This window comes from Poseidonocella sp. HB161398 (assembly GCF_005870025.1).
In the GTDB taxonomy this organism is placed as follows: domain Bacteria; phylum Pseudomonadota; class Alphaproteobacteria; order Rhodobacterales; family Rhodobacteraceae; genus Mangrovicoccus.
In genome coordinates this window covers 1-24,548 of record NZ_VATA01000045.1, presented here as the reverse complement: position 1 = coordinate 24,548, position 24,548 = coordinate 1, and the positions used below count along the sequence as shown (strand labels likewise).

The window sequence follows — 24,548 nt, the reverse complement described above, 5'->3', positions numbered from 1 at the left end:
GCCCGTCGCCGCTGGCCCTATACTTGCACCCGGCGATCTGGTTGACCTGATGTCGACAGATTTCGCCGGGCGCCCTCCGCGCTCCGGCGCTGCTTCCCTTGGAGTCCCCATGAACCAGATCCCGAACTCGCTCCACGCTTCCGACATCGCCCATTCGATGCACCCCTATACCAACATGCGCGCGCATGAAGAGCAGGGGCCGCTGGTCATGACCAAGGGCGACGGCGTGCGCGTCTACGACAGCGAAGGCAAGGAATACATCGAGGGCCTGGCCGGGCTCTGGTCCGTCGCCGTCGGCTTCTCCGAGCCGCGCCTGCGCGAGGCCGCCGTCCGCCAGATGGACGCCCTGCCCTACTACCACACCTTCGCCCACAAGGGGAACGAGCCGGCCATCCGCCTGGCCGAGAAGCTGGCCGAGATGACCCCCGAGGGTCTGAACCGCGCCTTCTTCACCAACTCGGGCTCCGAGGCCAACGACACCGTCATCAAGATGGTGTGGTTCATGAACAACGCGCTCGGCCGCCCGGCCAAGAAGAAGTTCCTGGCCCGCAACAAGGCCTATCACGGCATCACCGTCGCCTCGGGCAGCCTCACCGGCCTGCCGGCCAACCACCGCGACTTCGACCTGCCCGCGATCCCGGTCACCCACCTGACCTGCCCGCATTTCTGGAAATTCGGGCTGGAGGGCGAGACCGAGGCCGAGTTCACCGCGCGCCTGCTCAAGGAGCTCGAGGACACGATCCTGGCCGAGGGTCCGGACACCATTGCCGCCTTCATCGGCGAGCCCTGCATGGGCGCCGGCGGCGTAATCACCCCGCCCGCGGGCTACTGGCCGGGCGTCGCGGAGATCTGCGCGAAATACGACATCCTGCTGGTCTCCGACGAGGTCATCAACGGCTTCGGCCGGCTCGGCACGCCCTTCGGCTGCCAGAAATACGGCTTCACCCCGGACATCATGGTGACCTCGAAGCAGCTGACCTCCTCCTACATGCCGCTCGCCGCGATCATGGTGAACGACAAGGTCTACAACGCCATCGCCGACAATTCGGCGAAGCTCGGCACCTTCGGCCACGGCTACACCGCCTCGGGCCATCCGGTCTCCTGCGCCGTCGGGATCGAGAACCTCAAGATCATCGAGGAACGCGACCTGATGGGCAATGCCGCGCGGATGGAGCCCATCTTCCAGGCCGGGCTGCAGTCCTTCGCCGACCACCCGCTGGTGGGCGAGGTGCGCGGCACCGGGCTGATCGGCGGGCTGGAGCTGGCCGACAAGGCGACGCGCCAGCCGATCGGCACCCCGGGCGCGCTGGCCGCGCGGGTAGCGAAGGCCGCGCAGAATGCCGGGCTGATCTGCCGCAACGTCTATGACACCGTCGCGCTCTGCCCGCCGCTGATCGTCACCGAGGACGACATCGCGCAGATCTTCGCCCGCCTGCGCTCGGCGCTCGACACCGTCGCCGAAGAGGCGAAGGCCGAAGGCCTGATCTAAGGCGCAGGCTCAGGGCGCGGGCGGCAGGCCCTCGCCCGGGCCGAAGGCCGCCCGCCACAGGGCGATGAACTGCGCGCTGCGCTGCTGGTCGAGCCCGACGAGCAGCGCAGGCGTCAGCTGGATCGGGCGCATCGCGCTCTGCTGCAGCCCGGTCTCGGAGGGGCCCGACATGTCGATCATCCCCGCCGCGGCCATCAGCGCCCGCCCTTCCGCCCCTAGAAGGAAGTCGAGCAGCGCCGCCGCCGCCTGCGGTTGCGCCGCCCGCGCCGGGATCATGTATCCCCGCGACAGGAACAGGGTGTAGTCCCCGGGCAGCACCACGCCGACATTGCGCGGCGCCACCGCCGACACGTAGGATCCCAGCACATTGTAGGCGATCAGGAAGCGTCCGTCCGAGACCGCCCGGATCAGCTCGGCCGAGCAGCAGGTCGCCACCCCGCCCGCGCGCGCGAAGCCCTCGAGCAGCGCGCCGTAGGTCGTCGCCTCCAGGCTGTCGGAGAAGGCGAAGAGATAGCCCAGCCCCGAGGCCTCGATGTCATAGGTCGCGATCCGCCCGCGCAGCAGCCCGGGCTTCTGCCGCATCAGGTCGAGCAGCGCGAACCGGCTCTGCGGCACGTCCGCGGGCGCCAGCAGGTCGCGGTTGTAGATCATCACCGCCGGTTCCCGCGTCAGCCCCCAGAGCTGGTCGCGCCAGCGCAGCGACGGCGGCAGCTCCGCCGTGCGGGCCGAGCGCCAGGTCCAGCCGCAGGCATGGTTGACGAGCTCCACCATGTGCTGGACCGCCGAGGACAGCACCGCATCCGCCCCCGCCCGGCCCGCATCGCATTCCTCGCGCGAGAGCGCATAGAGCGCGTTCGACCCCCATTGCTCGTAGCGGATCGACAGGTCCGGATGCGCCTCGAGGAAGGCGTCGAGCACCGGGCGGAAGATGCCCGCATCGGTGGTGGAGCGGATGGTCATCTCGGTCGCGCCGGTGCCGAAGCGGGTCACCGCCTCCTGCGCGCGCAGCGGCGCGGCGAGGCACAGGAGCAGGAGCAGGAGCGCCAGCCGGATCATGCCGCCGCCTCCGGCGCCAGCGGCAGGACCAGCGCGACGCGGAACCCGTCCGGCCCCGGCGCCATCTCGACCCGGCCGCCGAAGGCCTCGGCCACCGAGACGACGATGGACAGCCCGAGCCCGGCGCTCTGCCCGCCCGAGGCGGCGGCGCGCTCGAACCGGCCGCCGAGCCGCTCCAGCAGGTCGGCAGGCGGCCCCTCGCCCGCATCCCCGACCCAGAGCCGCGCCTCGCCGCCCGCGGCCTCGACCCCGATGCGGACCGGGGCGCGGCCATGGCGCAGCGAATTGACCAGCAGGTTCTTGGCCGCCTCCTGCAGCGAGAAGGCATCGGCCAGCACCGTCACCGGGGTCTCGCCGATCACCAGCCCGACATCGGCGCCGGGGGCGATATGGGCGTGGTCCTCCGCCTCGATCACGTCGAGCGCCACGTCGCGCAGGTCGACCGGCTCGCGCGGGACGGATTCCGTGCGGTGGATCACCAGCGCGCGCGACAGCATCTGGTCGAGCAGCCCGCCCAGGCCGCGGGTCCGCGCCGAGAGCCGCGACAGCGCCAGGCGCTGCCGTTCGGGGTCGCGCTCCTCGGCGGCAAGCTCGGCCTGGGCGCGGATCGCGGCGACCGGGGTGCGCAGCTGGTGCGCCGTGTCAGAGATCAGTCCGCGCATCGCGCCGAACTGCCGGTCGAGCCGCGCCATGAAGCGGTTGACCGCGCTCAGCATCACCGCCACCTCGGCAGGCACGCCCGAAGTCGCGATCGGCGTCAGGTCGTAGGGGTCGCGCGCCAGCAGGTCGCCGGCCATCGCCACCAGCGGCCGCATCGCCGAGCGGATCACGAAGACCGAGATCAGCAGAAGCGCCAGCCCCGCCGCCGCCGCCGTGGCCAGCGCGCCCTGCGTCAGCCCCAGCGCCATCGCGTTGCGCGCGCGCAGCGTCTGGCCGACCGTCACAGTGACCGCGCCGGAGAAGTCGCGCTCCGCGAAGCGGCGGGTCAGCTCGACATAGCGCGCGGCATCGCCCTGCATCTGGGCGTCGAAGAAGACCGGGTCGGCGCCGCGGGCGCGGGCGCGCGGCGCGGGCGCATCGGCATGGCCGGTCAAAAGCTCGCGGCCGGGACCGCGCACCGCATAGGCGACGCGGTCATCGGGCGCCTGCGCCAGCAGCTGGAAGGCCGAGACCGGCAGCGAAGCGACCGGCCGGCCCTCCTGGATGGTGATCGACTCCGCGATGTCGCTGGCCGCGCCGAGCAGCAGCCGGTCGTAGGATTCCCGCGCCGCCGCCCGGCCATTGGCCCAGGAGACCAGCGCCACCAGGATGCCGCCGACCAGCAGCAGAGACAGCACCGCGCCCGTGACCCGCGTCAGCAGGCTCTGCGGCTCAGCCATCGAGCTCGATCCGGTAGCCCAGCCCGCGCTGCGTGACGATGGCCACGGAAGATCCCGACAGCCGCTTGCGCAGCCGCGCGACATAGAGCTCGATCGCGTTCAGCCCGACATCGGCATCCTCGAAGGAGAAGAGCTTGCCGTAGAGGCGCTCCTTGCTCTGGGTCTGCCCGGCATGGCGCATCAGCGCGCCCAGCAGCACCGCCTCGCGCCGGGTGAGCTGCAGCCGCTGGCCGTCGAGCTCGGCGCCGAGCGTCGCGGGCGAATAGCGCAGCGGGCCGAGCACCAGCTCGTCGGATTTCTGCTCCGCCTCGCGGCGGACGATGGCGCGCAGCCGCGCCTCCAGCTCGCGCTGGTCGAAGGGCTTGACCAGGTAGTCGTCGGCGCCGAGGTCGAGCGCTCCCACCCGGTCCTCTACGGCGCTATTGGCGGTCAGCATCAGAACCGGCGTCCGGTCGCCCCGCGCGCGCATCCGGCGCAAGAGCGCCGTGCCGGTGCCGTCGGGCAGGTTCACGTCGAGGATCAGTGCGTCATAGCCCTGAACCGCCAGGAAATCCTCGGCCTCCGCCACGCCCTGCGCCAGGTCGCAGGCCGCCCCCGACCGCCCCAGCTGGGCGGCGACCGCCTCCGCCAGATCGGCGGCATCCTCGACCATCAGCACACGCATGGCGTCCTCTCTGCAGCTCTGGCGATTCCAGTCCTGAACAGGTTTTTCACCCGTGACAGGTTGGCGACAGGTTCATCCCCTAGTCACCGATTATCCCGGGTCGGCGCAACCGCAAAGCGTGCGCCATCCGGATCCGGTGCGGAAGGAGGACCCCGCCCCGGACATGAAGTCGGAGGAACACAACATGACTTTCGCCAAACTGCGCCTGTCGGCGGCCGCCCTTCTGATCGGCGCTGCCGCGCTGCCGGCCCTGGCCCAGGATTTCCAGCCCGAGAACCCCGAATGCATCGCCCCGGCCAACCCCGGCGGCGGCTGGGACTTCACCTGCCGCCAGGTCGGCAAGGAAATGCAGGATCTGGGCCTGATCTCGAAGACCATGCAGGTCGTCAACCTGGCCGGTGGCGGCGGCGGCGTCGCCTTCGCCGAGGTGGTCAACAAGCGCAGCGACGACAATGACCTGATCGTGGCCGCCTCGTCCTCGACCGCGACGCGGCTGGCCCAGGGCGCCTATCCAGGCAACAGCATCGACCAGGTGCGCTGGCTGGGCTCGATCGGCGCCGATTACGGCGTGATCGCGGTTGCCGCCGACAGCAAGGTGCAGACGCTGCCCGAGCTGCTGGAGATGATCAAGGAAGACCCGCGCTCGGTCTCGGTGGCCGGCGGCTCGGCCGTGGGCGGCTGGGACCACCTGAAGGTGCTGATCGCCGCCAATGCCTTCGGCATCGAGGATGTCCGCAAGGTGAAATACGTCGCCTTCGACGGCGGCGGCGAGGCGGTGACGCAGCTGCTGGCGGGCTCCGTCCAGGCCTTCACGGGCGACCTCTCCGAAGCCAAGGGCTTTGTCGAGTCGGGCGATATCCGCGTCATCGCGGTGCTGGCGCCCGAGCGGCTGGACGGCGAATTCGCCGAGTTCCCGACCGCCAGGGAGCAGGGCGTCGACGCGCTCGGCGCCAACTGGCGCGGCTTCTACGCCCCGGGCGGCATGTCCGACGCGGCCTATGACGCCTGGGTGTCGAAGATCGGCGAGCTCTATGCCTCCGACCAGTGGAAGGAAACCATGAAAGTCAATGGCCTGGCGCCGCTCGATCTCTCCGGCGACGAATTCCAGGCCTTTGTCGCCGAGTCCGTGGCGGAGATCCAGGCGATCTCCCGCGAGATCGGCATCATCAAGTAAGCGCCTTCCTCCCCTGACACCGCTTGCTTGATCCCCGGGGGGCGGCACCATCCCTGCCGCCCCCCATTTCCCATCGACCCCACCGACGCACGGGAGATCTCCTATGAGTGATCGCATCTTCGGCGTGTTCGGCGTCCTTCTGGCCATCGGCTTCGCCTTCGCAGCGCTGCAGATCGAGGAAAGCTTCCTCTCCGATGCCGTCGGCCCGAAAGCCTTTCCGCTCATCATCGCCGCCATCCTGGGCATCAGCTCGGCCGTCATCGCGCTGAAGCCCGATGCCGCGCCGCACTGGCCCGCCCTGCCCCGCCTTGCCGAGCTTGCCGCCGCGACCGTCGTGATGGCGCTCTATGCGCATTTCCTGCCGGTGATCGGCTTCGTCTTCGCCACCGCCATCGCCGCCGCCTACCTGTCCTGGCGGCTGGGCAACACGCTGCTGCTCTCGGCCGCGACGGGCATCGGCACCTCGGTCGGCATCTACGTGATCTTCCACCTCGTGCTCGGCCTGTCGCTGGCGCGCGGCCCGCTCGGTTTCTGAGGACAAAGCCATGGATACCCTAGCCAATCTCGCCGACGGCTTCGGCGTCGCGCTGACCTTCCAGAATATCGGCCTGGCGCTTCTGGGCTGCTTCCTCGGCACGATCATGGGCGCGCTGCCCGGTCTCGGGCCGTCGAACGGCGTCGCCATCCTGATCCCGCTGGCCTTCACCCTCGGGCTCGGCCCGACGCCCTCGCTGATCCTGCTGACCTCGGTCTATTACGGCGCCATGTACGGCGGGCGGATCTCCTCGATCCTGCTCGGCATTCCCGGCGACGAGCCGGCGATGATGACAGTGCTCGACGGCCATCCGATGGCCAAGAAGGGCATGGCCGGCGAGGCGCTGAGCCTCTCGGGCCTGGCCTCCTTCGTCGGCGCCTTCATCGCCACCTGGGGTCTGATCTTCCTGGCGCCGCAGCTGGTGAAGATCGCGCTGCTCTTCGGCCCGGCAGAGTATTTCGCGCTCTTCGCGCTGGCCTTCATGACGCTGGGCGGCGTCAGCTCGACGAACCAGGCGAAATCCGCCTTCGCCGCGATGCTGGGCCTCGGGCTCGCCATGATCGGCGTCGACACCCAGACCGGCGTGCCGCGCTTCACCTTCGGCGAGGTGCATCTCTATGACGGGCTCGACTTCCTCGTCGCCATCGTCGGCCTCTTCGCCCTCTCCGAGGTCTTCATCTTCCTCGAAGAGCGCCACGGCAATGCCGATGCCGGCCCCAGCAAGCTGGTCATCGGCCGGCTAACCCCGCCGATGTCGATGATCAAGTCCTGCACGCCGACCATGCTGAGGACCTCGGTCCTGGGCTTCATCGCGGGCGTGCTGCCCGGCGCGGGCGCGTCGCTCGGCTCCTTCATCAGCTATTCGATGGAGAAGCGCCTGGTCGACAAGGAGAACACCTTCGGCACCGGCGATCCGCGCGGCGTCGCGGCCCCCGAGGCCGGCAACAACGCGGCCGCGGGCGGCGCGCTGGTGCCGATGCTGGCGCTCGGCGTTCCCGGCTCGGGCACCACAGCGGTGCTGCTTGCCGTGCTGCTGAGCCTGAACATCACCCCCGGCCCGCTCCTTTTCGCCAACAATCCGGACGTGGTCTGGGGCCTGATCGCGGCGCTCTTCATCGCCAACTTCATGCTGCTGGCGATGAACATCCCGATGGTCGGCATCTTCACCCGCGTGCTGATGATCCCGCCGAAAGTGCTGATGCCCATCGTGGCCATGGTCAGCTTCGTCGGCATCTACGGCATCTCGGGCTCGACCTTCGACCTCTACGTGATGATCGCCTTCGGGGTCGGCGGCTGGGTGCTGCGCAAGCTCGACGTGCCGCTGGTGCCGATCATCCTCGGCACGCTCCTCGGCAACGCGATGGAGAACAACCTGCGCCGCGCCATCACCATCGACGACGGCAACTGGTGGACGCTGATCGACAGCCCGCTGTCCATCACGCTCTGGGCGGTCGCGATCATCGGCTTCGTGCTGCCGCTGATCATCGGCGCGCGGGTCAAGGCGCGGATGCATGCCCGCGGCGACGAGGAAGGCGCGATCTCCGACTGATCCGCCGGATCCCCGGACAGAAAACGCCCCCGGAGCAGACCGCTCCGGGGGCGTTTTGCATGCCGCTCACAGCGTGATGCGGTAGCGGTAGAACCCGCCCTCGGCCTCGCCCACCGGCGCGATCTTGACCCCGGCCACCTTGCCCGCAAATTGCTGCCCGGCCGGGCCGGTATCGAAGACCACCGTGCTTCCCGGCATCGGCATGAAGGCCCAGTTGCCGTCGGCCTCGGGGCTGACCGTGCCCTTTTCGACGATGTAGCGCACGATCACGTCGCGATTGGTGTCGGGCGCCTCGAAGACGACATTCTCCGGCACCGCACCGGGGAAGCTGCCGCCGCCGCCCGCGCGGTAGTTGTTGGTGGCGACGATGAACTCCTGGCTGTCGTCGATCGGCGCGCCGTTGAAGGACAGATCCCTGATCCGGTTCGCCTCCGGCGCGACCAGCTCGCCCTTGGGCCCGTATTTCGACGGCTGGCTCAGGTCGATGCGGTAGCTGACCCCGTCCATCACGTCGAAATTGTAGCTGGGGAAGGACGGGTCGAGCAGCGGCAGGTCGCGCCCGCCCGGCGCCACCTGGTTGAACATGCCCGCGCTGCGCTCCAGCCATTCGCGCACCGTCGCGCCGTCGATCCGCACCGCCCGCACCGTGTTCGGATAGAGATAGAGATCGGCCACGTCCTTGATCGCGATATCGCCGGCCGCCACGTCGGTATAGTAGTCGGGCCCGCCGCGGCCGCCCGCCTTGAAGGGCGCCGCCGCCGAGAGGATCGGCAGCCCCTCCCATTCGGTGCCCGCCATCATCTGCGAGATGTACCAGGCCTGGGCGTTCGAGACGATCTGCACCGAGGGGTCGTCGGCGACCAGCGCGAAATAGGAATAGAGCGGCGCGTCGGTCTTGCCGACCGCGCGGCGGACATAGGCCAGGGTCGCGGCATGGGCGTCCTCGACCGCCTCCAGCACCGCGGGCACGCTTTCGACCGTCGGCGTGACCTTGCGGTCCTCGCCGCGCAGGTAGATCGGCCGCGCCTCGACCTCGGCCTCCAGGATGTGCCAGCCGTCCTCGCCGCGCTCCAGCAGCAGGTCCACGAGCCCCATGTGCGAGCCCCAGAACCCGGCCATCACCGCGGGCTTGCCGTGGATCGTGCCCTTGGCCGCGTCGACCGCCTCGAAGCCCTCGAAATCCGGCCCCGGGAAGACCAGGTGATTGTGCCCGGTCATCACCACGTCGATTCCCTCGACCGCGGCGAGCGGCACGGCGGCATTCTCCATCCCCGGCTCGTGCACGGCCGACCCGATCCCCGAATGGCAGAGCGCGACGACGATCTCGGCGCCTTCGGCCTTCATCACCGGCACCCAGGCCTCGGCCGCCTCGACGATGTCGCGGGTCTCGACCTTGCCCTCCAGATGCGAGCGGTCCCATTGCAGGATCTGCGGCGGCACGAAGCCGATCACGCCGACCTTCACCGGGTGGCTCTCGCCGCCGCCATCGGTGACCTGGTGGTCGAGGATCACGTAGGGCGGCACCAGCGTCTCGTCCTCTGCCGGCGTCGCACCCTTCGCCGTCACGACGTTGGCCGAGACCACCGGGCAGGCCGCGCCCGCCAGCGCGGCTTCGAGGAAGGGCAGGCCGTAGTTGAATTCGTGATTTCCCAGCGTCGAGGCATCCACGCCCAGCGTGTTGAACGCATCGATCACCGGATGGGTCTGGCCCTCGCCCATGCCGCGCTCGTAGGCGACATAGTCGCCCATCGGATTGCCCTGCAGGAAATCGCCATTGTCCAGCAGCAGCGCATTCGCCGCCTCGGCGCGGATATCCTCGATCAGCGAGGCAGTGCGCGCCAGCCCGACCGTGTCCACCGGCTTGTCGGCATAGTAGTCGTAGGGGAAGACATGGACATGGATGTCCGTCGTTTCCATCAGCCGCAGATGCGCCTGGTTCGACTGCGCGCGCAGCGCGAAAGGATGGAGCGCGATGGCGGCCCCCGTAGAGGCGAGGAAGGTACGGCGGGTCAGGCGCATGGGCGCTCCTTTCGGGATTCGCGGGCTCCGCCTGGGCCGCGGAACCTGCTGCAACCTCCTCCAGCCAGTTCCTGCTGTCCAGTGACCCTTTCGCCACAATCCGCCCCTCCGAGCCTGCCGTTACGGGAAGATCCGGTCCCTGCCGGGTGCGGCCGCACCCGCCCGCTCGCACCCTGCCGCCGCGCATGCGCCGCCCCGGCGCAGGGCCGCGGCAGCGAAAGCAGGACAGGCCCGTCGCGTCTTCCCCGGCCTGCCATCGTGCGGTGCGGACCGCGCGACGCGACCCGGAGGAAAGCGCCGACCGGCCAGTCCGGCATGGCCCCGCCCCTGCGCAGCGAAAAGGGCGGGCCCGCGCAATGGCCCGCCCGATGCTCAGTCCGGCTGCGGCGCGCGCTCCGCGAGGACGGCCCTCAGCGTGTTGAGCGCGTTGACCGCGGCGGGAAGCCCGCCATAGAGCGCCATCTGCCAGATCGTCTCGGCGATCTCCCGCGGGGCGAGCCCGGCCCCCAGCCCCGCCTCGATATTGATGCGCAGCTGCGGCCCGGTCTGCCCGCCCTGGGCGGAAAGCGCGGCAATGGTCGCGATGTAGCGGCTCTTCAGGTCGAGCCCCTCCCGCGCGTAGAACCGGCCATAGGCCATGTCGATCACCGTGTCGGCCATGCCCGGCAGCAGCGCGCCATAGCGCGCCTCCAGCACGTCCCGCAGGCCGGGATTCACCTTCTCCGCCAGCCGGGCGCCCTCCGCGCGGCTCATCGCAGCGCCCCGCCCAGAGTGAAGCCGCCATCGACGACAATGTCCTGCCCGGTCACGAAGGCCGCGTCGCCGGACAGGAGCCAGGCGGCCGTGCCCGCCACATCCTCGGGCCGGCCGTTGCGGCGCAGCGGCGTGTGGCCGGCGAGGCGGCGGGCGATCTCCGGGTCGAGCACCTCGTCGGCCATCGGCGTCAGGATGATCCCCGGGCTGATCGCGTTGACGCGGTTGCCGCGCGGGCCCTCCTCGACGGCGAGGACCCGCATCATCGCCAGAAGCCCCGCCTTGGTCGCGGCATAGGCGCCGGAGCCGGGCATCACCGCCCCGGCCGTCCAGGAGGCGTTGATCAGCACGGCGCCGCCCTCCATCTGCCGCAGGCACTGCGCCACGGTCTGCTGCGTCCCGGCCAGGTTGATCCGGACGAGATCGTCGAAATCCGCCGCCTGCGTGTCGCGCAGCGGCTTGAACGCGCCCAGATGCCCGGCATTGGCAAAGACCGCCTGCAGCGGCCCGAACGCCGCGCGGGCGGCGTCGAGGCCCTTTACCACTGCCTGCGGATCGGCAATGTCGCACGCCTCGGCCAGCGCCGTGCCGCCCCCCGCGCGGATCTCGGCGGCGACCGCCTCGAGCGGGCCGCTGCGCCGTCCCCAGAGCACGACCCTGGCGCCCTCCTCGGCGAGCCGCAGCGCCACGGCGCGCCCCATGCCGCTGCCTGCGCCGGTCACCAGAACTGCGCGGTTCTCAAATCGTCTCGCCATGATGGCTCCTTGTCTCCGTCTCTCGCAGAGCACTTTAGAAGACCAGGAAAACCGTGATAATCAGGCGCAGGCTTCGATCTTTACAAAGGAATCCTTTGCAATGGACCTCTTCACCGCGATGCGCAGCTTCGTCGAAACCGTCCAGGCCGGGTCGATGAACGCGGCCGCGCCGCGGCTGGGCGTGAGCAGCGCACTGGTCGGGCAACGCATCGCCGCGCTCGAGGAGCATCTGCAGGTCCGGCTGCTCAACCGCACGACGCGGCAGCAGAGCCTGACGGAATTCGGCGAGAGCTATCTGGAGCAGTGCCGGGACATCCTGGAACTGGTCGCGCTGTCCGAGGGCCGGGCCAGCGACCAGCAGCGCGAGCCGCAGGGACGGCTGCGCATCGCCGCGCCGGTCAGCTTCGGCACCGAGGCGCTGATGCCCGCGCTCGGACGCTTCTCCGCCGCGGCGCCGCAGGTGCAGATCGAGCTCGCGCTTTCCGACCAAAACGAGGATCTGGTCGCGGGCGGCTTCGACGCCGCCTTCCGCATCGGCACGCTGGAGGACAGCTCGCTCCTGCAGGCGCGGCTCGCGCCCTACCGGATGGTGCTCTGCGCCTCGCCCGGCTATCTCGCCGCGCATGGCCGCCCCGCCGCGCCCGCCCAGCTCGACAGCCACCGGGCGGTGCTGTTCTCGAAGACCGGGCGCAGGCCCTGGCGGTTCGCGAAGGGCGGCGAGACCCGGAGCTGGATGCCCGGCTCTGCGATTTCCGTGAATTCCGGCCAGGCCGTGCGGGTCGCGGCGAATGCGGGGATGGGCGTCGCGCTGCTGCCCGAGGTGCTTGCGGGCAGCGACATCGCGGCCGGGCGGCTGGAGCAGATGATGCCGGACTGGCAGGCGCCGCAGCAGCCGATGTCGCTGCTCTATCCGCGGGACCGCTACCGGCCGCAGCGGCTGGCGCAGTTCATCGCCTTCGCCAGGGAGGCCTTTTCCGGGCACCTGACACAGCATCCGGTCGGCGCCGCCTGAGGAGCGCGCAGCCTCTGCGGCTTCCCGGCTCCGTCCGGGGTGCCGAAATGATGTCACTTAACGTGTCTCCAATTGACGGCGCCGCAAATCCGTGTCACTCATGGTGCCATCAAATTCGGAGCAGCGGCGTGACCGAGACGCGAGCCTATAACAGCCCCCTGCGCGAGAAGAAGGCGCGCGCGACGCGCGAGGCGATCCTCGACGCGCTCTACCGGCTGATGGCCGATGCCGCGGCCCCCGACGAGATCCCGATGGAGGAGATCGCCCGCGCGGCCGGGATCCAGCGCCGGACGCTCTTCCGCCATTTCGCCGGCAAGGACGACCTCCTGGCCGCCTTCTGGCCCTGGCTGAACGCGCGGATGGGCACCTCGCCTGACCCGCGGGAGCCCGGCGACATCCTCGAAGGGCCGCGGCGCGCCTTTCCGGAATTCGACGCGCATGAGGGCGCGATGCGCGCCGCGCTGCACAGCCGCACCGGCCGCGAGATGCGCGCCGCGACGGTCGGCACCCGCCGCGCGCGCTTCGCGGCGGCGCTGGCCCCGGCGCTGGCCGCGCTGCCCCCGGAGGAGGCCCGCAAGGTCGAGGCGCTGGCGCATCTGCTCTATTCGGCCTCCGCATGGGAGGTCCTGAAGGATTACGGCGGTCTGTCCGGTGCCCAGGCCGGGGAGACCGCCTCCTGGGCGCTGGAGGTGATCCTGTCCGCGGTCACGTCCGGCGCGACTGCCGCGGACGGAACATCGCAGCCAAGGGAGTCAGGCGATGGAGATTGACATGACTGCGCCGCAGGACGGGGAAGCCGTCTGGGTCGCGGCGGACCGCATCCGCTTTCTGGGTGGCCTGCCGGGGACCGGGGCCGAGCTGGTCGAGGTCGAGGTGCCGCCGGGATCGGGCACGCCACCGCACAGCCACGCCTCGGCGGAACTCTTCTACATCCTCGAAGGCGCGCTGACCCTGCGCCAGTTTCCTGCCGGGGACGAGCCCCCCGTGACGATTCAGGCTGGACCCGGCTGCACGCTGCGCATCGCGCCCTGGCAGCCGCACGGCTATGCCAATGAAAGCGGCGCGCCGGTGCGGATGCTGGTGCTGCTGGAGCCCGGCATGACCGCCTTCTTCCGCGACATCGGCATGCCCGCGCCGGAGGCCCGGCCGGATATCGCCCGGATCGGCGCGGCGATGGACCGCCACGGCATCGCCATGCTGCCCCCCGCCGCCTGACGCGGCGCTGAAGAAACCCGTTCGACCACGGCGCTCGGGGGCAAACCGGGAAGGCGGTCCCGGAGGCGGCAGCGCTCTCTCGATTCAGGGAGCGGTCCTGACCAGATCGGGACCGGCTCTCTCCATGACGCCCCGGACATGACGCCCCGGACTCCTTCACCCGCAGCCCCGCCCGCGGGGCGGTCACGCCGCCCGGCAGAGCGCCGGGATCCCGGCGTGGGCGGTGCCTGCGGTTTCCAGCGCATGCGCGATCCGCAGCGCCAGCCCCTCCTTCCAGGGCGGCACGATGACCTGCACCCCGATCGGCAGCGTGCCGGGGCGGAAGACCGGCACCGTCACGACCGGCAGGCCGATGCAGGAGAAGGGCTGCGCCAGCAGGCCGAGATTGGGCCGGAGCGGCCGCGTCTCGCCGCCGATGGTCAGCACCTTGTCGCCCCGGAGCGGCGCCTGCACCGGGGTGGCCGGCACGATCAGCGCATCGACCGCGGCAAAGGCCTCCATCGCGCGGGCCAGCCACCAGGCGCGCACCCGCTGGGCACGGCTGACCCAGGCCGCAGGCAGCAGCGCCCCGGCCAGGAAGCGGTCGCGCGTGTCGGGATCGAACTCGCCCGCGCGATGGCGCAGCCGGTCGAGATGGAAGGCCGCGCTTTCGGAATTGGTGATCAGATAGGCCGCCGCCCGCCCGGCCTCGGCCCCGTCGAGCGCCAGACCGGGACGAAGGCTGCCGCCCAGGGCCTCGAGCGCCGCGGCCACTGCCTCTGCCGCGGCGCGGGCCTCGGGCCCGGCCTGCCGCGCCAGCCAGCCGCCGGGACAGGCGAAACGCAGCCCCTCGGCCCCGGCGCCGATGTCCGGCAGGGCGGGCTCTGCCGGGCGGGCGGCGCAGCCGTGATCCGCCGGGTCGGGCCCCTGCAGCGCATCATAGGCCAGCGCGAGATCCCTGGCCGAGCGCGCGAAGGGACCGAGATGGTCGAGGCTGTCGACAAAGGAGAATGTTCCCGCCCGGGTCAGCCGCCCGTAGGTCGGCTTCAGGCTGAACACCCCGCAGAGCGAGGCCGGCACCCTGAGCGAGCCGTTGGTGTCCGAGCCGAGCGAGATCGGCGCCAGCCCCGCCGCCGTCGCCGCGCCGCAGCCCGAAGACGAGCCGCCGGTCATCCGCGCCAGGTCATGCGGATTGCGGCAGGCGCCTTCATGGCTGTTCTCGCCGGTGAAGTCATAGGCGTATTCGCCCATGCCGAGCGTGCCGACCAGCACGGCGCCGGCCGCGCGCATCCGCCGGACCAGCGCGGCATCGGCCCGGGCCGGCGCCCGGTCGCGGTTGATCCGCGACCCGGCCAGGGTGGGCAGCCCCTCGACATCGAAGAGGTTCTTGACCGCGAAGGGCACGCCCGCCAGCGGCCCCGGCGCCTGACCCGCGGCGATGGCGGCGTCGACCGCATCGGCCTCGGCCAGGGCGCGCTCGCCGGTCACGGCGGTGAAGGCGTTGACGTCGGCGTTCAGCCGCGCGATCCGCTGAAGCGCCGCCTCCGCCACCGTCCTGGCGGAGAGACCGCCCCCGCCGACGCCCGCGGCGATCTCGGCGGCCATCGCCCATTGCAGGTCACGCATAGCCGTCCTCCCCGGTGGCCGGCGGGCAGAAGACCGGCGCCAGCACCAGCTCGCCATCGTCGAGCACGACCCCGTCGAGGATCGCCGCCATTTCGGCGGCGATCGCGAGGAACCGGGCGGTGCCGGGGCGGTGCTCTGCCGCGACGGGCAGCTGCATCATCTCCGACATCGCGTCGATATAGGCCTCGTGGGTCATCCCGGTCATTCCGCGGGCTGCGCGCCGGCGGCGGGTTCGAGGCTCTCGGGCGCGGGATCGGCCACGGCGAGCTTCGGGCAGAGATAGAGGAACACCGCCACCACCGCATAGGCCAGCGCCACGCCCGGCGTCACGCCGAAGCCGACCTCGGGCCCGTGCATGAAGCCGAAGAAGGTCAGCACCGCCCCCGCCGCGGCGAAGGCCGCCGCCCAGGGGAAGTTGCGCTCGATCACGAAGACCCCGATCGCCGCCAGCACCAGCCCGGTCAGGATCGCGCCGCTGCCGAGCACGCCGAGCCCCTGGTAGAGCACGCCGTTCTGCGCCATGCCCGCGACCAGATCCGGCGTGACCTCTGCCCCGGCCGCGCCGAGCGCGCCGTCGATCAGCGTCTTCGCCCAGGCCGCCAGATGCGGCACGATGCCGAGGATCACCGCCGGGGCGTGCTTCATCGGCGAGGTCTGGAAGGCCTGCGCGCCGATCAGCATGCCGATATAGAGCAGGATCGGCGAGATCGCGACCACCGGCACGAGGTTCAGGAAGACCGCCAGCACCCCGAACCAGGCCAGCACCAGTACGAAGAGCCCGGTCGCCGCGGAATAGCCGATCCGCCCGCCCATGGCCTTCCAGCCGGGATGGCCGATATAGACCGCATTGGCGAAGGGCGAGCCGAGAAGCGTGCCGATCAGCGAGATCGCGCCCTCGGCCGAGATCGCCTCGGTGGTCGAATAGACATCGCCCGCGGCCTCGGCGGATTCCACGTTGTCCATCGCCTCGACCAGGTCGTAGACGCCGAAGGGGATGGCGGTGACCAGGATGAAGCCGAGGAACTCGAAGCCCGAGAAGACATGGTCGACGGCCGGAAGCGGGATCGAGAAGCCGAAATGCGCGAAGCTCGCCGCCAGGGCGCCGGCATCCATGCCGCCGATCTCGGGCATGCCGAGCGCCGCCGCGCCCCAGGCCAGCACCATGCCGGCGACGATGGCGACGAGCCCCGCCGGGATGCCGCGGGGATACTTCACCCCGCCGAACCAGCTGACCAGGATGATCGCGAGGCAGGTCAGGCCGATGATCGAGGTCATGAAGATCTCGGTTGCCGGGCGCATGGCGATGAAGGCCAGCGACACGCCGGCCAGCGTCCCGAGCAGCGCCGCGCGCGGCGTGATGCGGCGGATGACCGGCGCCAGGAAGGAGCCGCCGATCAGGATGAAGCCCTGCAGGAAGACCCAGGCCAGCCCCGCCTCCCAGGCCTTCACCGGATCGCCGGTCTGGCCGAGGATCGGCAGCATGATGACGAAGACCACGATGAACATGTGCGGCACCGACGGGCCCGAGGGCAGCGCGCAGACATCCGCGCGGCCCTCTTTCCGGGCCAGGCGCAGCCCCATCCAGGCATAGTACATGTTGCCCAGGAACAGCATCATGCCGACCGCGGGCAGGATGCGCCCGAAGGTCAGCTCGTCGGGCAGGCCGACCACGTATTTCAGCAGGCCGGTCATCACCAGGAGGTTGACCAGCACGTTCGTTCCGAGCCCGAACAGGGCATTCCAGTCGCCCGGTGTCCAGAGCTTCACTGTCGTCTTGTCCATCTGCACGCTCTCCAATCGGAAGGTTCCCGGCAGGGCCCTTGCCCCGCCCGGTCGTCTCAGGCTGCCGCCTCGGCGGCGGACAGGGCCGCGGCGAAGCTCTGCGCGTCGCTGACCCAGCCGAAGATCCCGCCCTGCGCCTTGATCATCTCCAGGCCGACGCGGTGGAATTCGGGGAAGTAGGAGGCGCAGGCATCGCCGATCGCCACGCAGCGGTAGCCGCGGTCATTGCCCTCGCGGATCGTCGTGTGCACGCAGACCTCGGTGGTGACGCCGCAGACCAGCAGCGTGTCGATGCCGCCATTGGCGAGGATCTGCGCCAGGTCGGTCTGGTGGAAGGCGCCCTTGCCGGGCTTGTCGAGCACCACCTCGCCCGGCTCCGGATAGAGCGCCGCGACGATGTCATGGCCGGGCTCGCCGCGCACCAGGATGCGCCCCATCGGGCCGGGATCGCCGATCCGCCGGCTCGGCGCGCCGCGCGCGAGCTTAGCGGGCGGCGCGTCCGAGAGATCCGGCCGGTGGCCCTCGCGGGTGTGGATCACCAGCATGCCCGCCCGTCGCGCCGCCTCCAGCGCGACCCGGCAGGGCCCGACCGCCGCCTGCAGCAGCGACACGTCATTTCCCAGCGTCTCGCCGAAGCCGCCCGGCTCCAGGAAGTCGCGCTGCATGTCGATCACCACCAGCGCGGCGCGCCCGGGGTCGAATTCCAGGGGGCCGGGCTCTGCGGCCAGTTGCACATCGCTCATTTTGCTGCATTCCTTTCTACCGGGGGCCCGGCGAGGCTCCGGCACAGGCGGAGGCTGAGGGGATGGAAGAGGTCGACAGGGCATCCACGGAGGCCGAGATCCGGGCCGAGTTCGACGCCTACGAGGCGGCGCTGGCGGCCAATGACGTCGCGCGGCTGACGGGGTTCTTCTGGGAGGACCCGCGCGCGGTGCGGCTGGCGCCCGGCGGCGGGCTCTACGGCCATGCCGAGATCGCCGCCTTCCGCCGCAACCGCGACGTGCCGGACACCGCGCGCGAGCTCAGCGAGGTGCGGATCACCGCCTTCTCGGCCGATTTCGGCACCGCCACCTGCGAGTACCGGCGCCTCGGCTCCGGCCGCCGCGGCAGGCAGAGCCAGGTCTGGATGCGCCGCCCGGAAGGCTGGCGCATCGTCTCGGCGCATGTCAGCCTCGATCCCTGACCCGGACCGGCGGCGGCCTGCGGCCGTCCGGACAGCCCTGCGCGGCATCGCGGGGGCGGCCTCTGCCGCCCGTTGACGGCCGTTGCAGACAGGGTCGTCGTCGCGCATCGGACAGGGGATCTCCGCAAGGGATGAAGGGTGCCGGGCGACGCCTCCGGCAGCGGCAGAGGCGCGTTCCGGGGTCATCGTGCCGCTGTGAAGCGCCGAATTCTACTGCTATGATTTCAGCATTCCGATGCGTTTTTTGCAGCAGTGAGATCCCATGCGCCATCTCGTGACCCTGACGATGATCCGCGACACCGCCCGCGCGGGCTCGATCCGCCGCGCCGCCGAGGACATGAACATCACCAGTTCCGCGCTGAACCGTCGCATCCAGAATTTCGAGGAGGAGTTCGGCGCGCCGATCTTCGAGCGGCTGCCGCGCGGGGTGCGGCTGAACCCGGCGGGCGAGCTGCTGATGCAGCACATCCAGGCGCAGCTCGGCGATCTCGCGCGGGTGCGCAGCCTGATCGCCGATCTCGGCGGCGAGCGCCGCGGCCATGTCTCGATCGCCTGCTCGCAGGCGCTGAACCCGGTCTTCCTGCCGCGCGAGGTGGCGCTCTACCGCAGGGAGCATCCCGGCGTGACCTTCTCGATCCGCATCCGCGACCGCGCCCGCGCCGAGGAGGAGCTGAGCACCTTCGCCTCCGACCTCGCGCTGGTCTTCGAGCCGGTGCACCTGGTCGATTTCGAGGTGATCCAGGCGACCGAGCAGCCGGTCTGCGCGGTGCTGTCCGGGGACCATCCGCTGGCCCGCCGCGAGGTGCTGCGGCTGCGCGACTGCCTGGCCGAGCGCCATATCGTGCCCTCGCAGGAATACGGCGTCCGCCACCTGCTGGAGAAGGCGACGCGCGGCCGCTCGATGTCGCTGCGCCCGGTGCTCGAGGCCGACAGCTTCGACCTGATGCGGCAATACGTGCTCTACGAGGAGGTGGTCGGCTTCCAGATCCCGATCGGCATCCCGCCGACCTCCCGCTCGGGGCTGGTGCTGCGCCCGCTGCATCCGGGCGACATCGATCCGGGGCTCCTGCTGCTCGGGCAGATGCGCGGCCGCACCCTGCCCGTCGCCTCGGCGAAATTCGCCCAGCAGATCGCCCGCGCGCTGCAGTGAGGCGCGGGCCGGGGCCCGAGGCCGCCGTGCCGGGATCGAACCGGCCGCAGCTGCGCCAGGAGCATCCAGCCGGCACAGAGCACGGCCAGCGCCGGCGCCGCGGCCGAGAACCGCCGGATCGGCAGCGCCGTCAGGTCGCCATGGCCCGGCATCGTCGCGATGCGCAGGTTCTTCTCGGCCATCGGCCCCAGCGCGGCGCCGAGGATCGGCCGCGGCACCGGATAGCCGAAGCCCGGCATCAGGAGGCCGCGCGGCCCGGCCGCGAAGAGCGTCGCCACGTCGAAGCCGCGGTTGTTGAGCCCGCAGGCACCCGCCCGCGCCGCGAGCCCGAGCGCGGGCCCCGCGGCCCGCGGCATGAAGCCCGAACCGACTCCGCTGTCGAAGTCCTTCGGCACGGCGCCGCCGGTCCGCCAGATGGCGGCGGCAGCCGCGGTCAGCCCCGCGCCGGAAATGATGTCCCCGGATCCCGGATGCATGGTCGCTCTCCTCCCGGTCCGGATCGGGAGCGGCGGCCCCGCCACTCCCTGCAGCGCCGGGGGAAATCCACCCGGCCGACCGTGGCCTCGACGGTTTCGAGCCGCACCGCGGCTTGCTCGCCGGTCAGCGCGATTGGGTCCGGAAATAGGTCGGGGCGACGTCCTCTGCATCCGCCTCGCTGCCGGTCGCGATCTCCGTCGCCGCGGCGCCGAAGCGGTCGGCCATCGCCTCCGGCGTGGCCTCCGGGAAGACGTAGCCGTAGACGAAGGCGACGTCATAGCCCTGCTCGACCCCGGAAGCCATGTCCGGCCGGCACGGGTTGCGGTCGGGGCGCAGTGCCGCCAGCCCGCGCAGCCGGCCCGCGTGGAGATAGGGCTTCACCTGGCCGACCGGGTTCTGCGCGACGTCGGCATTGCCGCCAAGGACGGCGGTCCGCGGCGCCGCCGAGCGCGACGGCGTCGACCTCCACCCCCGCCAGTTCGAAGAGCTTGGCGATCAAGCAGAAGGTGCCGCCCTGCCGGCCTCGGCCAGCTCCTCAAGCGTCTGCCAGGGCGCATCGGCGCGCTTGGTGACGATCATGGCGGGCTTGGTCCCGGCCACGGCGGCCAGCTTGAAATCGCGCAAGGCCGGATCCGGAATGCCCGAAGCCGCATTGGCGAACCTGGCGGCGTGGAAGAGAAGCACCATCTGCCCGTCCAGCGCCGCCGCCGCGACCTGGCGCGTGGCGATCGAGCCGCCCGCGCCGGTGGCATTGACCACCGGCAGGGAGGTTCCCGGTACCTGGCGCAGAGCCGCGCGTTGACATCGGTGTCGCCGCCGGGATTGCAGGGCACGATCACCTGGACCGGCCGCCCGGGCCAGTCGCCGGCATCTCTTCAGCATCCGCGGGATGCAGCGGCACGGCCTAGCCGGCAAGGCCGGACATGGCCATCGCTGCGGCAAGGCTGGCCAGGATGTTCCCGTGCCTCTCCTCCCGCCGGGCAGGTTCCATGCGCGGTCCCGCGGCAATGGCCGCGCCCCGCCCGATCGCGCCCGTCCGGCGGGGCGCGTCCCGGACCCCATGCGGATCCTTGTCCTGTCTGGCGGCAGGGGGCCGCTCCTCCCGACCCGTCTCCGGTTTCGCCGCGCGCGGACGATGCAGGCTCGGGCGCGGACGACACCCCGGCGCGCGGTCTGCGCCTCAGATCGCCGCGCTGGTCTGCCAGGGGGCGAATTCGTGGCCGCCGAAGCCCATCGTCTCGCTCGCGGTCGGACGGCCCGAGGCGGTGGCCAGCAGCGCCTCGAAGATCCGCGCGCCGCAGTCGGCAATGCTCTCGCGGCCTTCGAGGACCGTGCCGCAATCGATGTCCATGTCGTCCTGCATGCGGCGGTACATGGCGCTGTTCGAGGCCAGCTTCAGCGTCGGCGCGGGCTTGGCGCCGAAGACGCTGCCGCGGCCGGTGGTGAAGGCGACGAGATTGGCGCCCGAGGCGATCTGGCCGGTCACCTGCACCGGGTCGTAGCCCGGCCCGTCCATGAAGACGAGCCCCGGCCGCGTCACCGGCTCGGCATAGCCCACGACCTCCTCCAGGTCGGTGGTGCCGCCCTTGGCCAGCGCGCCGAGGGATTTCTCGAGGATCGTCGTCAGCCCGCCGGCCTTGTTGCCGGGGGTCGGGTTGGCGTTCAGCGACACGTCATGGCGGCGGGCATAGGCCTCCCACCAGCGGATCCGTTCGAGCAGCGCCTCGCCCACCTCGGGCCGCGCGGCACGGGCGGCCAGCAGATGCTCCGCCCCCCAGGTCTCGGGCGTCTCCGACAGGATCGCGGTGCCGCCCTGCGCGACCAGCAGGTCGGCCGCCGCGCCGAGCGCCGGGTTGGCGGTCAGGCCGGAATAGCTGTCCGATCCGCCGCAGATCAGCGCCAGCTTCAGCGCCGAGGCGGGGACCGGGACGCGGGCGGCGCGGTTGCTCTCGGCCAGGCAGTCGCTGACCAGCGCCACGCCGCGCGCCACCGCGGCGCGCGCGCCGCCCGCGCCCTGGATGTCGAGGCTCGCCAGCCGCCCGGCCAGCCGCTCCGCCTCGACGAAGCCGCCGATCTGGTTGACCTCGCAGCCGAGCCCGAAGACCAGCACATGGCTGAAATTGGGGTGCCGGGCATAGCCGCCGAGCGTGCGGCGCAGAAGCTGCAGCGGCGCGCCCGCGCTCATGCCGCAGCCGCTCTTGTGGGTCAGCGCCACCACCCCGTCGACATTGGGATAGTCCGCCAGCGGGTCCTCGCCGGTCAGCGGATTGCGCGCGAAGACCGAGGCGACCAGTTCGGCCACATGGGCCGAACAGTTCACCGTCGTCAGGATGCCGATGTAGTTGCGCGTCGCCACCCGTCCGTCGGGGCGCAGGATGCCGTCGAAGACCCGCGCGGGCGCCGGGGCCGGGCGTCCCTTGCGGGCCGAGCCGATCTCGGCCGCGCGGGCGGTCCCGGCAATGTCGAGATTGTGGACATGGACATGCGCCCCCGCCGCGATCGGCGCCGTGGCATGGCCGATCACCTGGCCGTAGCGGCGCACCGGGCTGCCCGCTTCCAGGGCGCGCAGCGCGATCTTGTGGCCCGCCGGGATCGCCGCCAGCGCCGGGCCGATGCCGCCAACCGGCGTGCCCGCCTCGATCCGCTGCCGCGCGATGCCGACATCGTCCTCGTGATGGATGCGGATCACGCGGTCCGCCGCCTCGATCTGGGTCAAGTCCGGGTCCTCCCCCTCTGCCGGGGGCATCGGCCGCCGGTCACCGGAGGCTAGGCCCGGCGGCCGATGCCCGTCCAATGCCGAAAGGGACAGGACCGATACCCGGCGGGCATCTATCCGGCGCCCGCCGCGGCCAGCGCCTCGGCCTCGAGCAGATAGCCGTGCACCCGCGCCACCGCGGGCGTGTCGAGCGCGCCGTCGCTCCAGGCCAGATAGGCCTCGATCCGCGCCTCGGCGGGCAGCGCGATCTCGCGCCAGACGACATCGGCAAAGCCCATCACCCGCGCCGAGCCCGGCACCAGCGCCAGCCCGATCCCGGCATTGACCATGGCCAGGATCGTCGGCGTGTTGTCGAGATACTGCACGATCCTCGGCCGCACATTCGATCCCAGGAAAAGCCCGTTGAGGATGCCGTGCACGTACCAGCCGACCGAGGGCGAATGCATCAGGCAGGGCGCGCCATGCAGATCCGCAAGCGACAGCTGCGCCTTCGCGGCCAGCGGATGCGCCCGGTGCACGGCCAGCCGGAAGCGGTCGTCGAGCACGCGTTCGAGGCGCAGCGCCCGATCCTGCGGCGGGTAGCGCAGCACGCCCAGGTCGATGGTCCTGGCCGCAAGCGCTTCGACCTGGTCGGTGCTGAGCATCTCGCGCAGCGTCACCGTCAGGCCCGGCAGGTCGCGGCCGATGGCGCCGATCACCCCGGGCATGTGCGTCACCGTCGCCACCGGGATGCAGCCGAGGATCACCGTGCCGCTGCGCCCCTCGCTGACCATCCGGGTCGAGAGCGCCGCCGCCTCCGCCCGGCGCAGGATGTCCTGCGCCTCGAGGAAGAACCGTTCTCCCGCGGCGGTGAAGCGCACGCTGCGGCCGCTGCGGATGAAGAGCTGCAGCCCCAGCACATGCTCGAGCAGCTGGATCTGCCGGGTCAGCGGCGGCTGGGTCATGTTGAGCTTCTCCGCCGCGCGGCGGAAGTTCAGCTCGGTTCCCACCGCGACGAAGCTGCGTAGATGGCTGATCTGGAACAAGGGCGTCTCCGGCCGGCTGGGTGACGGCCGAGTATAGGCGGGCAGGCCCCGCCCCGGAAGGGGCGCGCCCATTTTCCGCCCAGGCCTCCTCCAGCACCGGCCCGGCCAGGGCGGCCTCCAGGCGCAGTTCCTCGGCCTGCAGCAGCCCGGCGGCGATCCGGCCCTGGTCGTAGGCAGCACCGGCAGCGTGCCCGCGGCCGAGATCGCGGCAATGTTGTCGGAATAGCCGCAGGCATAGATCGGCGGCGAGGGGTCGTCCATCGCGGGCGAGACATCGGCGACCTCGTACATGGTCTCGGACTGCTGCGCGGCGGCCAGGTGGCGGTGGATCGGCGAGGGCGCGCGGAACTCGGTGCTGACGCCGAGGCTCTCGCCGAAACGCAGGGTCTTCAGGCAGCCGGTGATGCCCAGATCGTAGTGGCAGTCGGCGCGCAGCAGGTCCGTCCCCCCCGCCAGCAGGAAATCCGCCTTGGCCTCGGGGCCGGGCACATGCTCGGTCTGCAGCACCGGGATGCCGATCGCCTCGCGCAGCTTGCGGTGCCGGAAGGCGCCGAGGCCGATCGGGCGGATCGGGTCCTCGTACCAGCGGAAGGCGGCATCGGCGCAGGCGCGCCCGACGCGGATCGCGTCATTGAGGCTGTCGAAGACGCAGGCCGGGTCGAGCATCAGCTTGGCCTCTGCGCCCAGCCTGTCGCGCATGCTGTGCACATTGGCGATCTCCTCACGGACATCGCCCGCGTTCCAACTGTGCATCTTAAACCTCATGATCCCGAGGTTAGCCGACCGGGCCGGTGGCCTCTCCCGCGTCATTCTCCTTCGAGGGTTGCGCCAGACGGGCTGGCGCCGAGCCATCATGAATGGGGGAGAGACCAAGTGCAGGACAGCATCTTCATCGGGCTGGATGTCCGCAAGGCGACGATCTCGGTGGCCGTTGCGGCGGACGAGCGGGGCGGCGAGGTCCGCCACTGGGGCACCCTCCCCCACCGGCCCGGCCATGTCCGGAAACTGGC

Annotated in this window: 21 protein-coding genes and 1 pseudogene; 9 read left to right on the top strand and 13 right to left on the bottom strand. The window is 71.1% G+C overall.

Translation table 11 applies throughout. The features are described from left to right. Window positions 1-109: 109 nt before the first annotated feature. Entirely contained in the window at window positions 110-1,489 is a 1,380-nt protein-coding gene (locus FGX59_RS26155; RefSeq protein WP_138470076.1) for an aspartate aminotransferase family protein, read from the top strand. Between the two features lie 9 nt (window positions 1,490-1,498). Here FGX59_RS26155 and FGX59_RS26150 read toward each other — a convergent pair whose 3' ends face one another. The 3 genes from FGX59_RS26150 to FGX59_RS26140 are packed head-to-tail and all read right to left on the bottom strand — an operon-like array spanning window position 1,499 to window position 4,588. Beyond that, complete coding sequence (locus tag FGX59_RS26150) at window positions 1,499-2,545, bottom strand: ABC transporter substrate-binding protein (RefSeq protein WP_138470075.1); 1,047 nt, start codon at window positions 2,543-2,545, stop codon at window positions 1,499-1,501. After that, complete coding sequence (locus tag FGX59_RS26145; RefSeq protein ID WP_138470074.1) at window positions 2,542-3,924, bottom strand: sensor histidine kinase; 1,383 nt, start codon at window positions 3,922-3,924, stop codon at window positions 2,542-2,544. Before FGX59_RS26145 ends, FGX59_RS26150 begins: the two co-directional genes overlap by 4 nt. Beyond that, window positions 3,917-4,588 carry a response regulator transcription factor gene (locus FGX59_RS26140; protein WP_138470073.1) on the bottom strand — a complete coding sequence of 224 codons (672 nt, stop codon included), beginning with the start codon at window positions 4,586-4,588 and terminating at the stop codon, window positions 3,917-3,919. Before FGX59_RS26140 ends, FGX59_RS26145 begins: the two co-directional genes overlap by 8 nt. A gap of 184 nt (window positions 4,589-4,772) precedes the next feature. Between FGX59_RS26140 and FGX59_RS26135 the strand changes: the two genes are divergently transcribed. From FGX59_RS26135 to FGX59_RS26125, 3 genes are all read left to right on the top strand, one after another. Next, window positions 4,773-5,762, top strand: a complete 990-nt coding sequence (locus FGX59_RS26135) for a tripartite tricarboxylate transporter substrate binding protein (protein WP_138470072.1) — start codon at window positions 4,773-4,775, stop codon at window positions 5,760-5,762. Window positions 5,763-5,865: 103 nt separating this feature from the next. Then, entirely contained in the window at window positions 5,866-6,297 is a 432-nt protein-coding gene (locus tag FGX59_RS26130) for a tripartite tricarboxylate transporter TctB family protein (protein WP_138470071.1), read from the top strand. 10 nt (window positions 6,298-6,307) lie between these two features. Beyond that, window positions 6,308-7,846 (top strand): tripartite tricarboxylate transporter permease, encoded by a 1,539-nt coding sequence (locus FGX59_RS26125; RefSeq protein WP_138470070.1) that lies wholly within the window; start codon window positions 6,308-6,310, stop codon window positions 7,844-7,846. Window positions 7,847-7,912: 66 nt separating this feature from the next. Here FGX59_RS26125 and FGX59_RS26120 read toward each other — a convergent pair whose 3' ends face one another. The 3 genes from FGX59_RS26120 to FGX59_RS26110 all read right to left on the bottom strand — a co-directional run bounded on the left by FGX59_RS26120 (window position 7,913) and on the right by FGX59_RS26110 (window position 11,373). Next, complete coding sequence (locus FGX59_RS26120) at window positions 7,913-9,865, bottom strand: bifunctional 2',3'-cyclic-nucleotide 2'-phosphodiesterase/3'-nucleotidase (RefSeq protein ID WP_138470069.1); 1,953 nt, start codon at window positions 9,863-9,865, stop codon at window positions 7,913-7,915. Between the two features lie 372 nt (window positions 9,866-10,237). Beyond that, complete coding sequence (locus FGX59_RS26115) at window positions 10,238-10,618, bottom strand: carboxymuconolactone decarboxylase family protein (RefSeq protein ID WP_138470068.1); 381 nt, start codon at window positions 10,616-10,618, stop codon at window positions 10,238-10,240. Further along, the gene (locus tag FGX59_RS26110; RefSeq protein WP_138470067.1) at window positions 10,615-11,373 is read right to left on the bottom strand and encodes an SDR family NAD(P)-dependent oxidoreductase; all 759 of its coding nucleotides are present in this window, start codon (window positions 11,371-11,373) and stop codon (window positions 10,615-10,617) included. Before FGX59_RS26110 ends, FGX59_RS26115 begins: the two co-directional genes overlap by 4 nt. Window positions 11,374-11,473: 100 nt before the next feature. On the opposite strand from FGX59_RS26110, the gene FGX59_RS26105 reads away from it, so the two are divergent. From FGX59_RS26105 to FGX59_RS26095, 3 genes are all read left to right on the top strand, one after another. Next, window positions 11,474-12,385, top strand: a complete 912-nt coding sequence (locus FGX59_RS26105) for a LysR family transcriptional regulator (RefSeq protein ID WP_138470066.1) — start codon at window positions 11,474-11,476, stop codon at window positions 12,383-12,385. A gap of 128 nt (window positions 12,386-12,513) precedes the next feature. Beyond that, the gene (locus tag FGX59_RS26100) at window positions 12,514-13,155 is read left to right on the top strand and encodes a TetR/AcrR family transcriptional regulator (protein ID WP_138470065.1); all 642 of its coding nucleotides are present in this window, start codon (window positions 12,514-12,516) and stop codon (window positions 13,153-13,155) included. Window position 13,156: 1 nt separating this feature from the next. Then, window positions 13,157-13,600 carry a cupin domain-containing protein gene (locus FGX59_RS26095; protein WP_206078439.1) on the top strand — a complete coding sequence of 148 codons (444 nt, stop codon included), beginning with the start codon at window positions 13,157-13,159 and terminating at the stop codon, window positions 13,598-13,600. A gap of 183 nt (window positions 13,601-13,783) precedes the next feature. On the opposite strand, the gene FGX59_RS26090 is transcribed toward FGX59_RS26095, so the two are convergent. From FGX59_RS26090 to FGX59_RS26075, 4 genes are read right to left on the bottom strand one after another with little or no spacing between them, the layout of a single operon-like run. Next, window positions 13,784-15,205: an AtzE family amidohydrolase gene (locus FGX59_RS26090; protein WP_138470063.1), complete on the bottom strand. Its 1,422-nt coding sequence runs from the start codon at window positions 15,203-15,205 to the stop codon at window positions 13,784-13,786. Further along, window positions 15,198-15,410, bottom strand: coding sequence for a DUF4089 domain-containing protein (locus tag FGX59_RS26085; RefSeq protein ID WP_138470062.1), 213 nt, complete (start codon window positions 15,408-15,410; stop codon window positions 15,198-15,200). Before FGX59_RS26085 ends, FGX59_RS26090 begins: the two co-directional genes overlap by 8 nt. Next, window positions 15,407-16,987, bottom strand: coding sequence for a regulator (locus FGX59_RS26080; protein ID WP_138470061.1), 1,581 nt, complete (start codon window positions 16,985-16,987; stop codon window positions 15,407-15,409). Before FGX59_RS26080 ends, FGX59_RS26085 begins: the two co-directional genes overlap by 4 nt. Before the next feature lie 56 nt (window positions 16,988-17,043). Then, window positions 17,044-17,730, bottom strand: coding sequence for a cysteine hydrolase family protein (locus FGX59_RS26075; protein ID WP_138470060.1), 687 nt, complete (start codon window positions 17,728-17,730; stop codon window positions 17,044-17,046). A gap of 62 nt (window positions 17,731-17,792) precedes the next feature. Here FGX59_RS26075 and FGX59_RS26070 point away from each other — a divergent pair, with 62 nt between their 5' ends. Together FGX59_RS26070 and FGX59_RS26065 are read left to right on the top strand one after the other, a co-directional pair. Next, on the top strand, window positions 17,793-18,170 hold the full coding sequence (locus FGX59_RS26070; protein ID WP_138470059.1) for an AtzH-like domain-containing protein: 378 nt from the start codon (window positions 17,793-17,795) through the stop codon (window positions 18,168-18,170). A gap of 262 nt (window positions 18,171-18,432) precedes the next feature. Then, a complete protein-coding gene (locus FGX59_RS26065) occupies window positions 18,433-19,320 on the top strand; it encodes a LysR family transcriptional regulator (protein WP_138470058.1) in 888 nt (295 codons plus the stop codon). A 600-nt stretch (window positions 19,321-19,920) separates the two neighbouring features. Here the strand turns inward: FGX59_RS26065 and FGX59_RS38905 are convergent. The 3 genes and pseudogenes from FGX59_RS38905 to FGX59_RS26045 all read right to left on the bottom strand — a co-directional run bounded on the left by FGX59_RS38905 (window position 19,921) and on the right by FGX59_RS26045 (window position 24,303). Next, window positions 19,921-20,679 (bottom strand): annotated as a pseudogene (locus FGX59_RS38905) (tripartite tricarboxylate transporter substrate-binding protein). Between the two features lie 298 nt (window positions 20,680-20,977). Next, window positions 20,978-22,513 carry a UxaA family hydrolase gene (locus FGX59_RS26050; protein ID WP_240722719.1) on the bottom strand — a complete coding sequence of 512 codons (1,536 nt, stop codon included), beginning with the start codon at window positions 22,511-22,513 and terminating at the stop codon, window positions 20,978-20,980. A 113-nt stretch (window positions 22,514-22,626) separates the two neighbouring features. Continuing rightward, the gene (locus tag FGX59_RS26045; RefSeq protein ID WP_255471644.1) at window positions 22,627-24,303 is read right to left on the bottom strand and encodes a LysR substrate-binding domain-containing protein; all 1,677 of its coding nucleotides are present in this window, start codon (window positions 24,301-24,303) and stop codon (window positions 22,627-22,629) included. Window positions 24,304-24,548: the final 245 nt, after the last annotated feature.

Excerpts from the sequence above, each read along its gene's own strand:
- FGX59_RS26105 (WP_138470066.1), top strand. The coding sequence starts at position 11,474 with ATGGACCTCTTCACCGCGATGCGCAGCTTCGTCGAAACCGTCCAGGCC.
- FGX59_RS26080 (WP_138470061.1), bottom strand. The coding sequence starts at position 16,987 with ATGGACAAGACGACAGTGAAGCTCTGGACACCGGGCGACTGGAATGCC.
- FGX59_RS26070 (WP_138470059.1), top strand. The coding sequence starts at position 17,793 with ATGGAAGAGGTCGACAGGGCATCCACGGAGGCCGAGATCCGGGCCGAG.
- FGX59_RS26140 (WP_138470073.1), bottom strand. The coding sequence starts at position 4,588 with ATGCGTGTGCTGATGGTCGAGGATGCCGCCGATCTGGCGGAGGCGGTC.
- FGX59_RS26110 (WP_138470067.1), bottom strand. The coding sequence starts at position 11,373 with ATGGCGAGACGATTTGAGAACCGCGCAGTTCTGGTGACCGGCGCAGGC.
- FGX59_RS26045 (WP_255471644.1), bottom strand. The coding sequence starts at position 24,303 with ATGAGGTTTAAGATGCACAGTTGGAACGCGGGCGATGTCCGTGAGGAG.
- FGX59_RS26135 (WP_138470072.1), top strand. The coding sequence starts at position 4,773 with ATGACTTTCGCCAAACTGCGCCTGTCGGCGGCCGCCCTTCTGATCGGC.
- FGX59_RS26095 (WP_206078439.1), top strand. The coding sequence starts at position 13,157 with ATGACTGCGCCGCAGGACGGGGAAGCCGTCTGGGTCGCGGCGGACCGC.
- FGX59_RS26150 (WP_138470075.1), bottom strand. The coding sequence starts at position 2,545 with ATGATCCGGCTGGCGCTCCTGCTCCTGCTCCTGTGCCTCGCCGCGCCG.
- FGX59_RS26125 (WP_138470070.1), top strand. The coding sequence starts at position 6,308 with ATGGATACCCTAGCCAATCTCGCCGACGGCTTCGGCGTCGCGCTGACC.
- FGX59_RS26090 (WP_138470063.1), bottom strand. The coding sequence starts at position 15,205 with ATGCGTGACCTGCAATGGGCGATGGCCGCCGAGATCGCCGCGGGCGTC.
- FGX59_RS26145 (WP_138470074.1), bottom strand. The coding sequence starts at position 3,924 with ATGGCTGAGCCGCAGAGCCTGCTGACGCGGGTCACGGGCGCGGTGCTG.
- FGX59_RS26155 (WP_138470076.1), top strand. The coding sequence starts at position 110 with ATGAACCAGATCCCGAACTCGCTCCACGCTTCCGACATCGCCCATTCG.
- FGX59_RS26130 (WP_138470071.1), top strand. The coding sequence starts at position 5,866 with ATGAGTGATCGCATCTTCGGCGTGTTCGGCGTCCTTCTGGCCATCGGC.
- FGX59_RS26115 (WP_138470068.1), bottom strand. The coding sequence starts at position 10,618 with ATGAGCCGCGCGGAGGGCGCCCGGCTGGCGGAGAAGGTGAATCCCGGC.
- FGX59_RS26065 (WP_138470058.1), top strand. The coding sequence starts at position 18,433 with ATGCGCCATCTCGTGACCCTGACGATGATCCGCGACACCGCCCGCGCG.
- FGX59_RS26085 (WP_138470062.1), bottom strand. The coding sequence starts at position 15,410 with ATGACCGGGATGACCCACGAGGCCTATATCGACGCGATGTCGGAGATG.
- FGX59_RS26075 (WP_138470060.1), bottom strand. The coding sequence starts at position 17,730 with ATGAGCGATGTGCAACTGGCCGCAGAGCCCGGCCCCCTGGAATTCGAC.
- FGX59_RS26120 (WP_138470069.1), bottom strand. The coding sequence starts at position 9,865 with ATGCGCCTGACCCGCCGTACCTTCCTCGCCTCTACGGGGGCCGCCATC.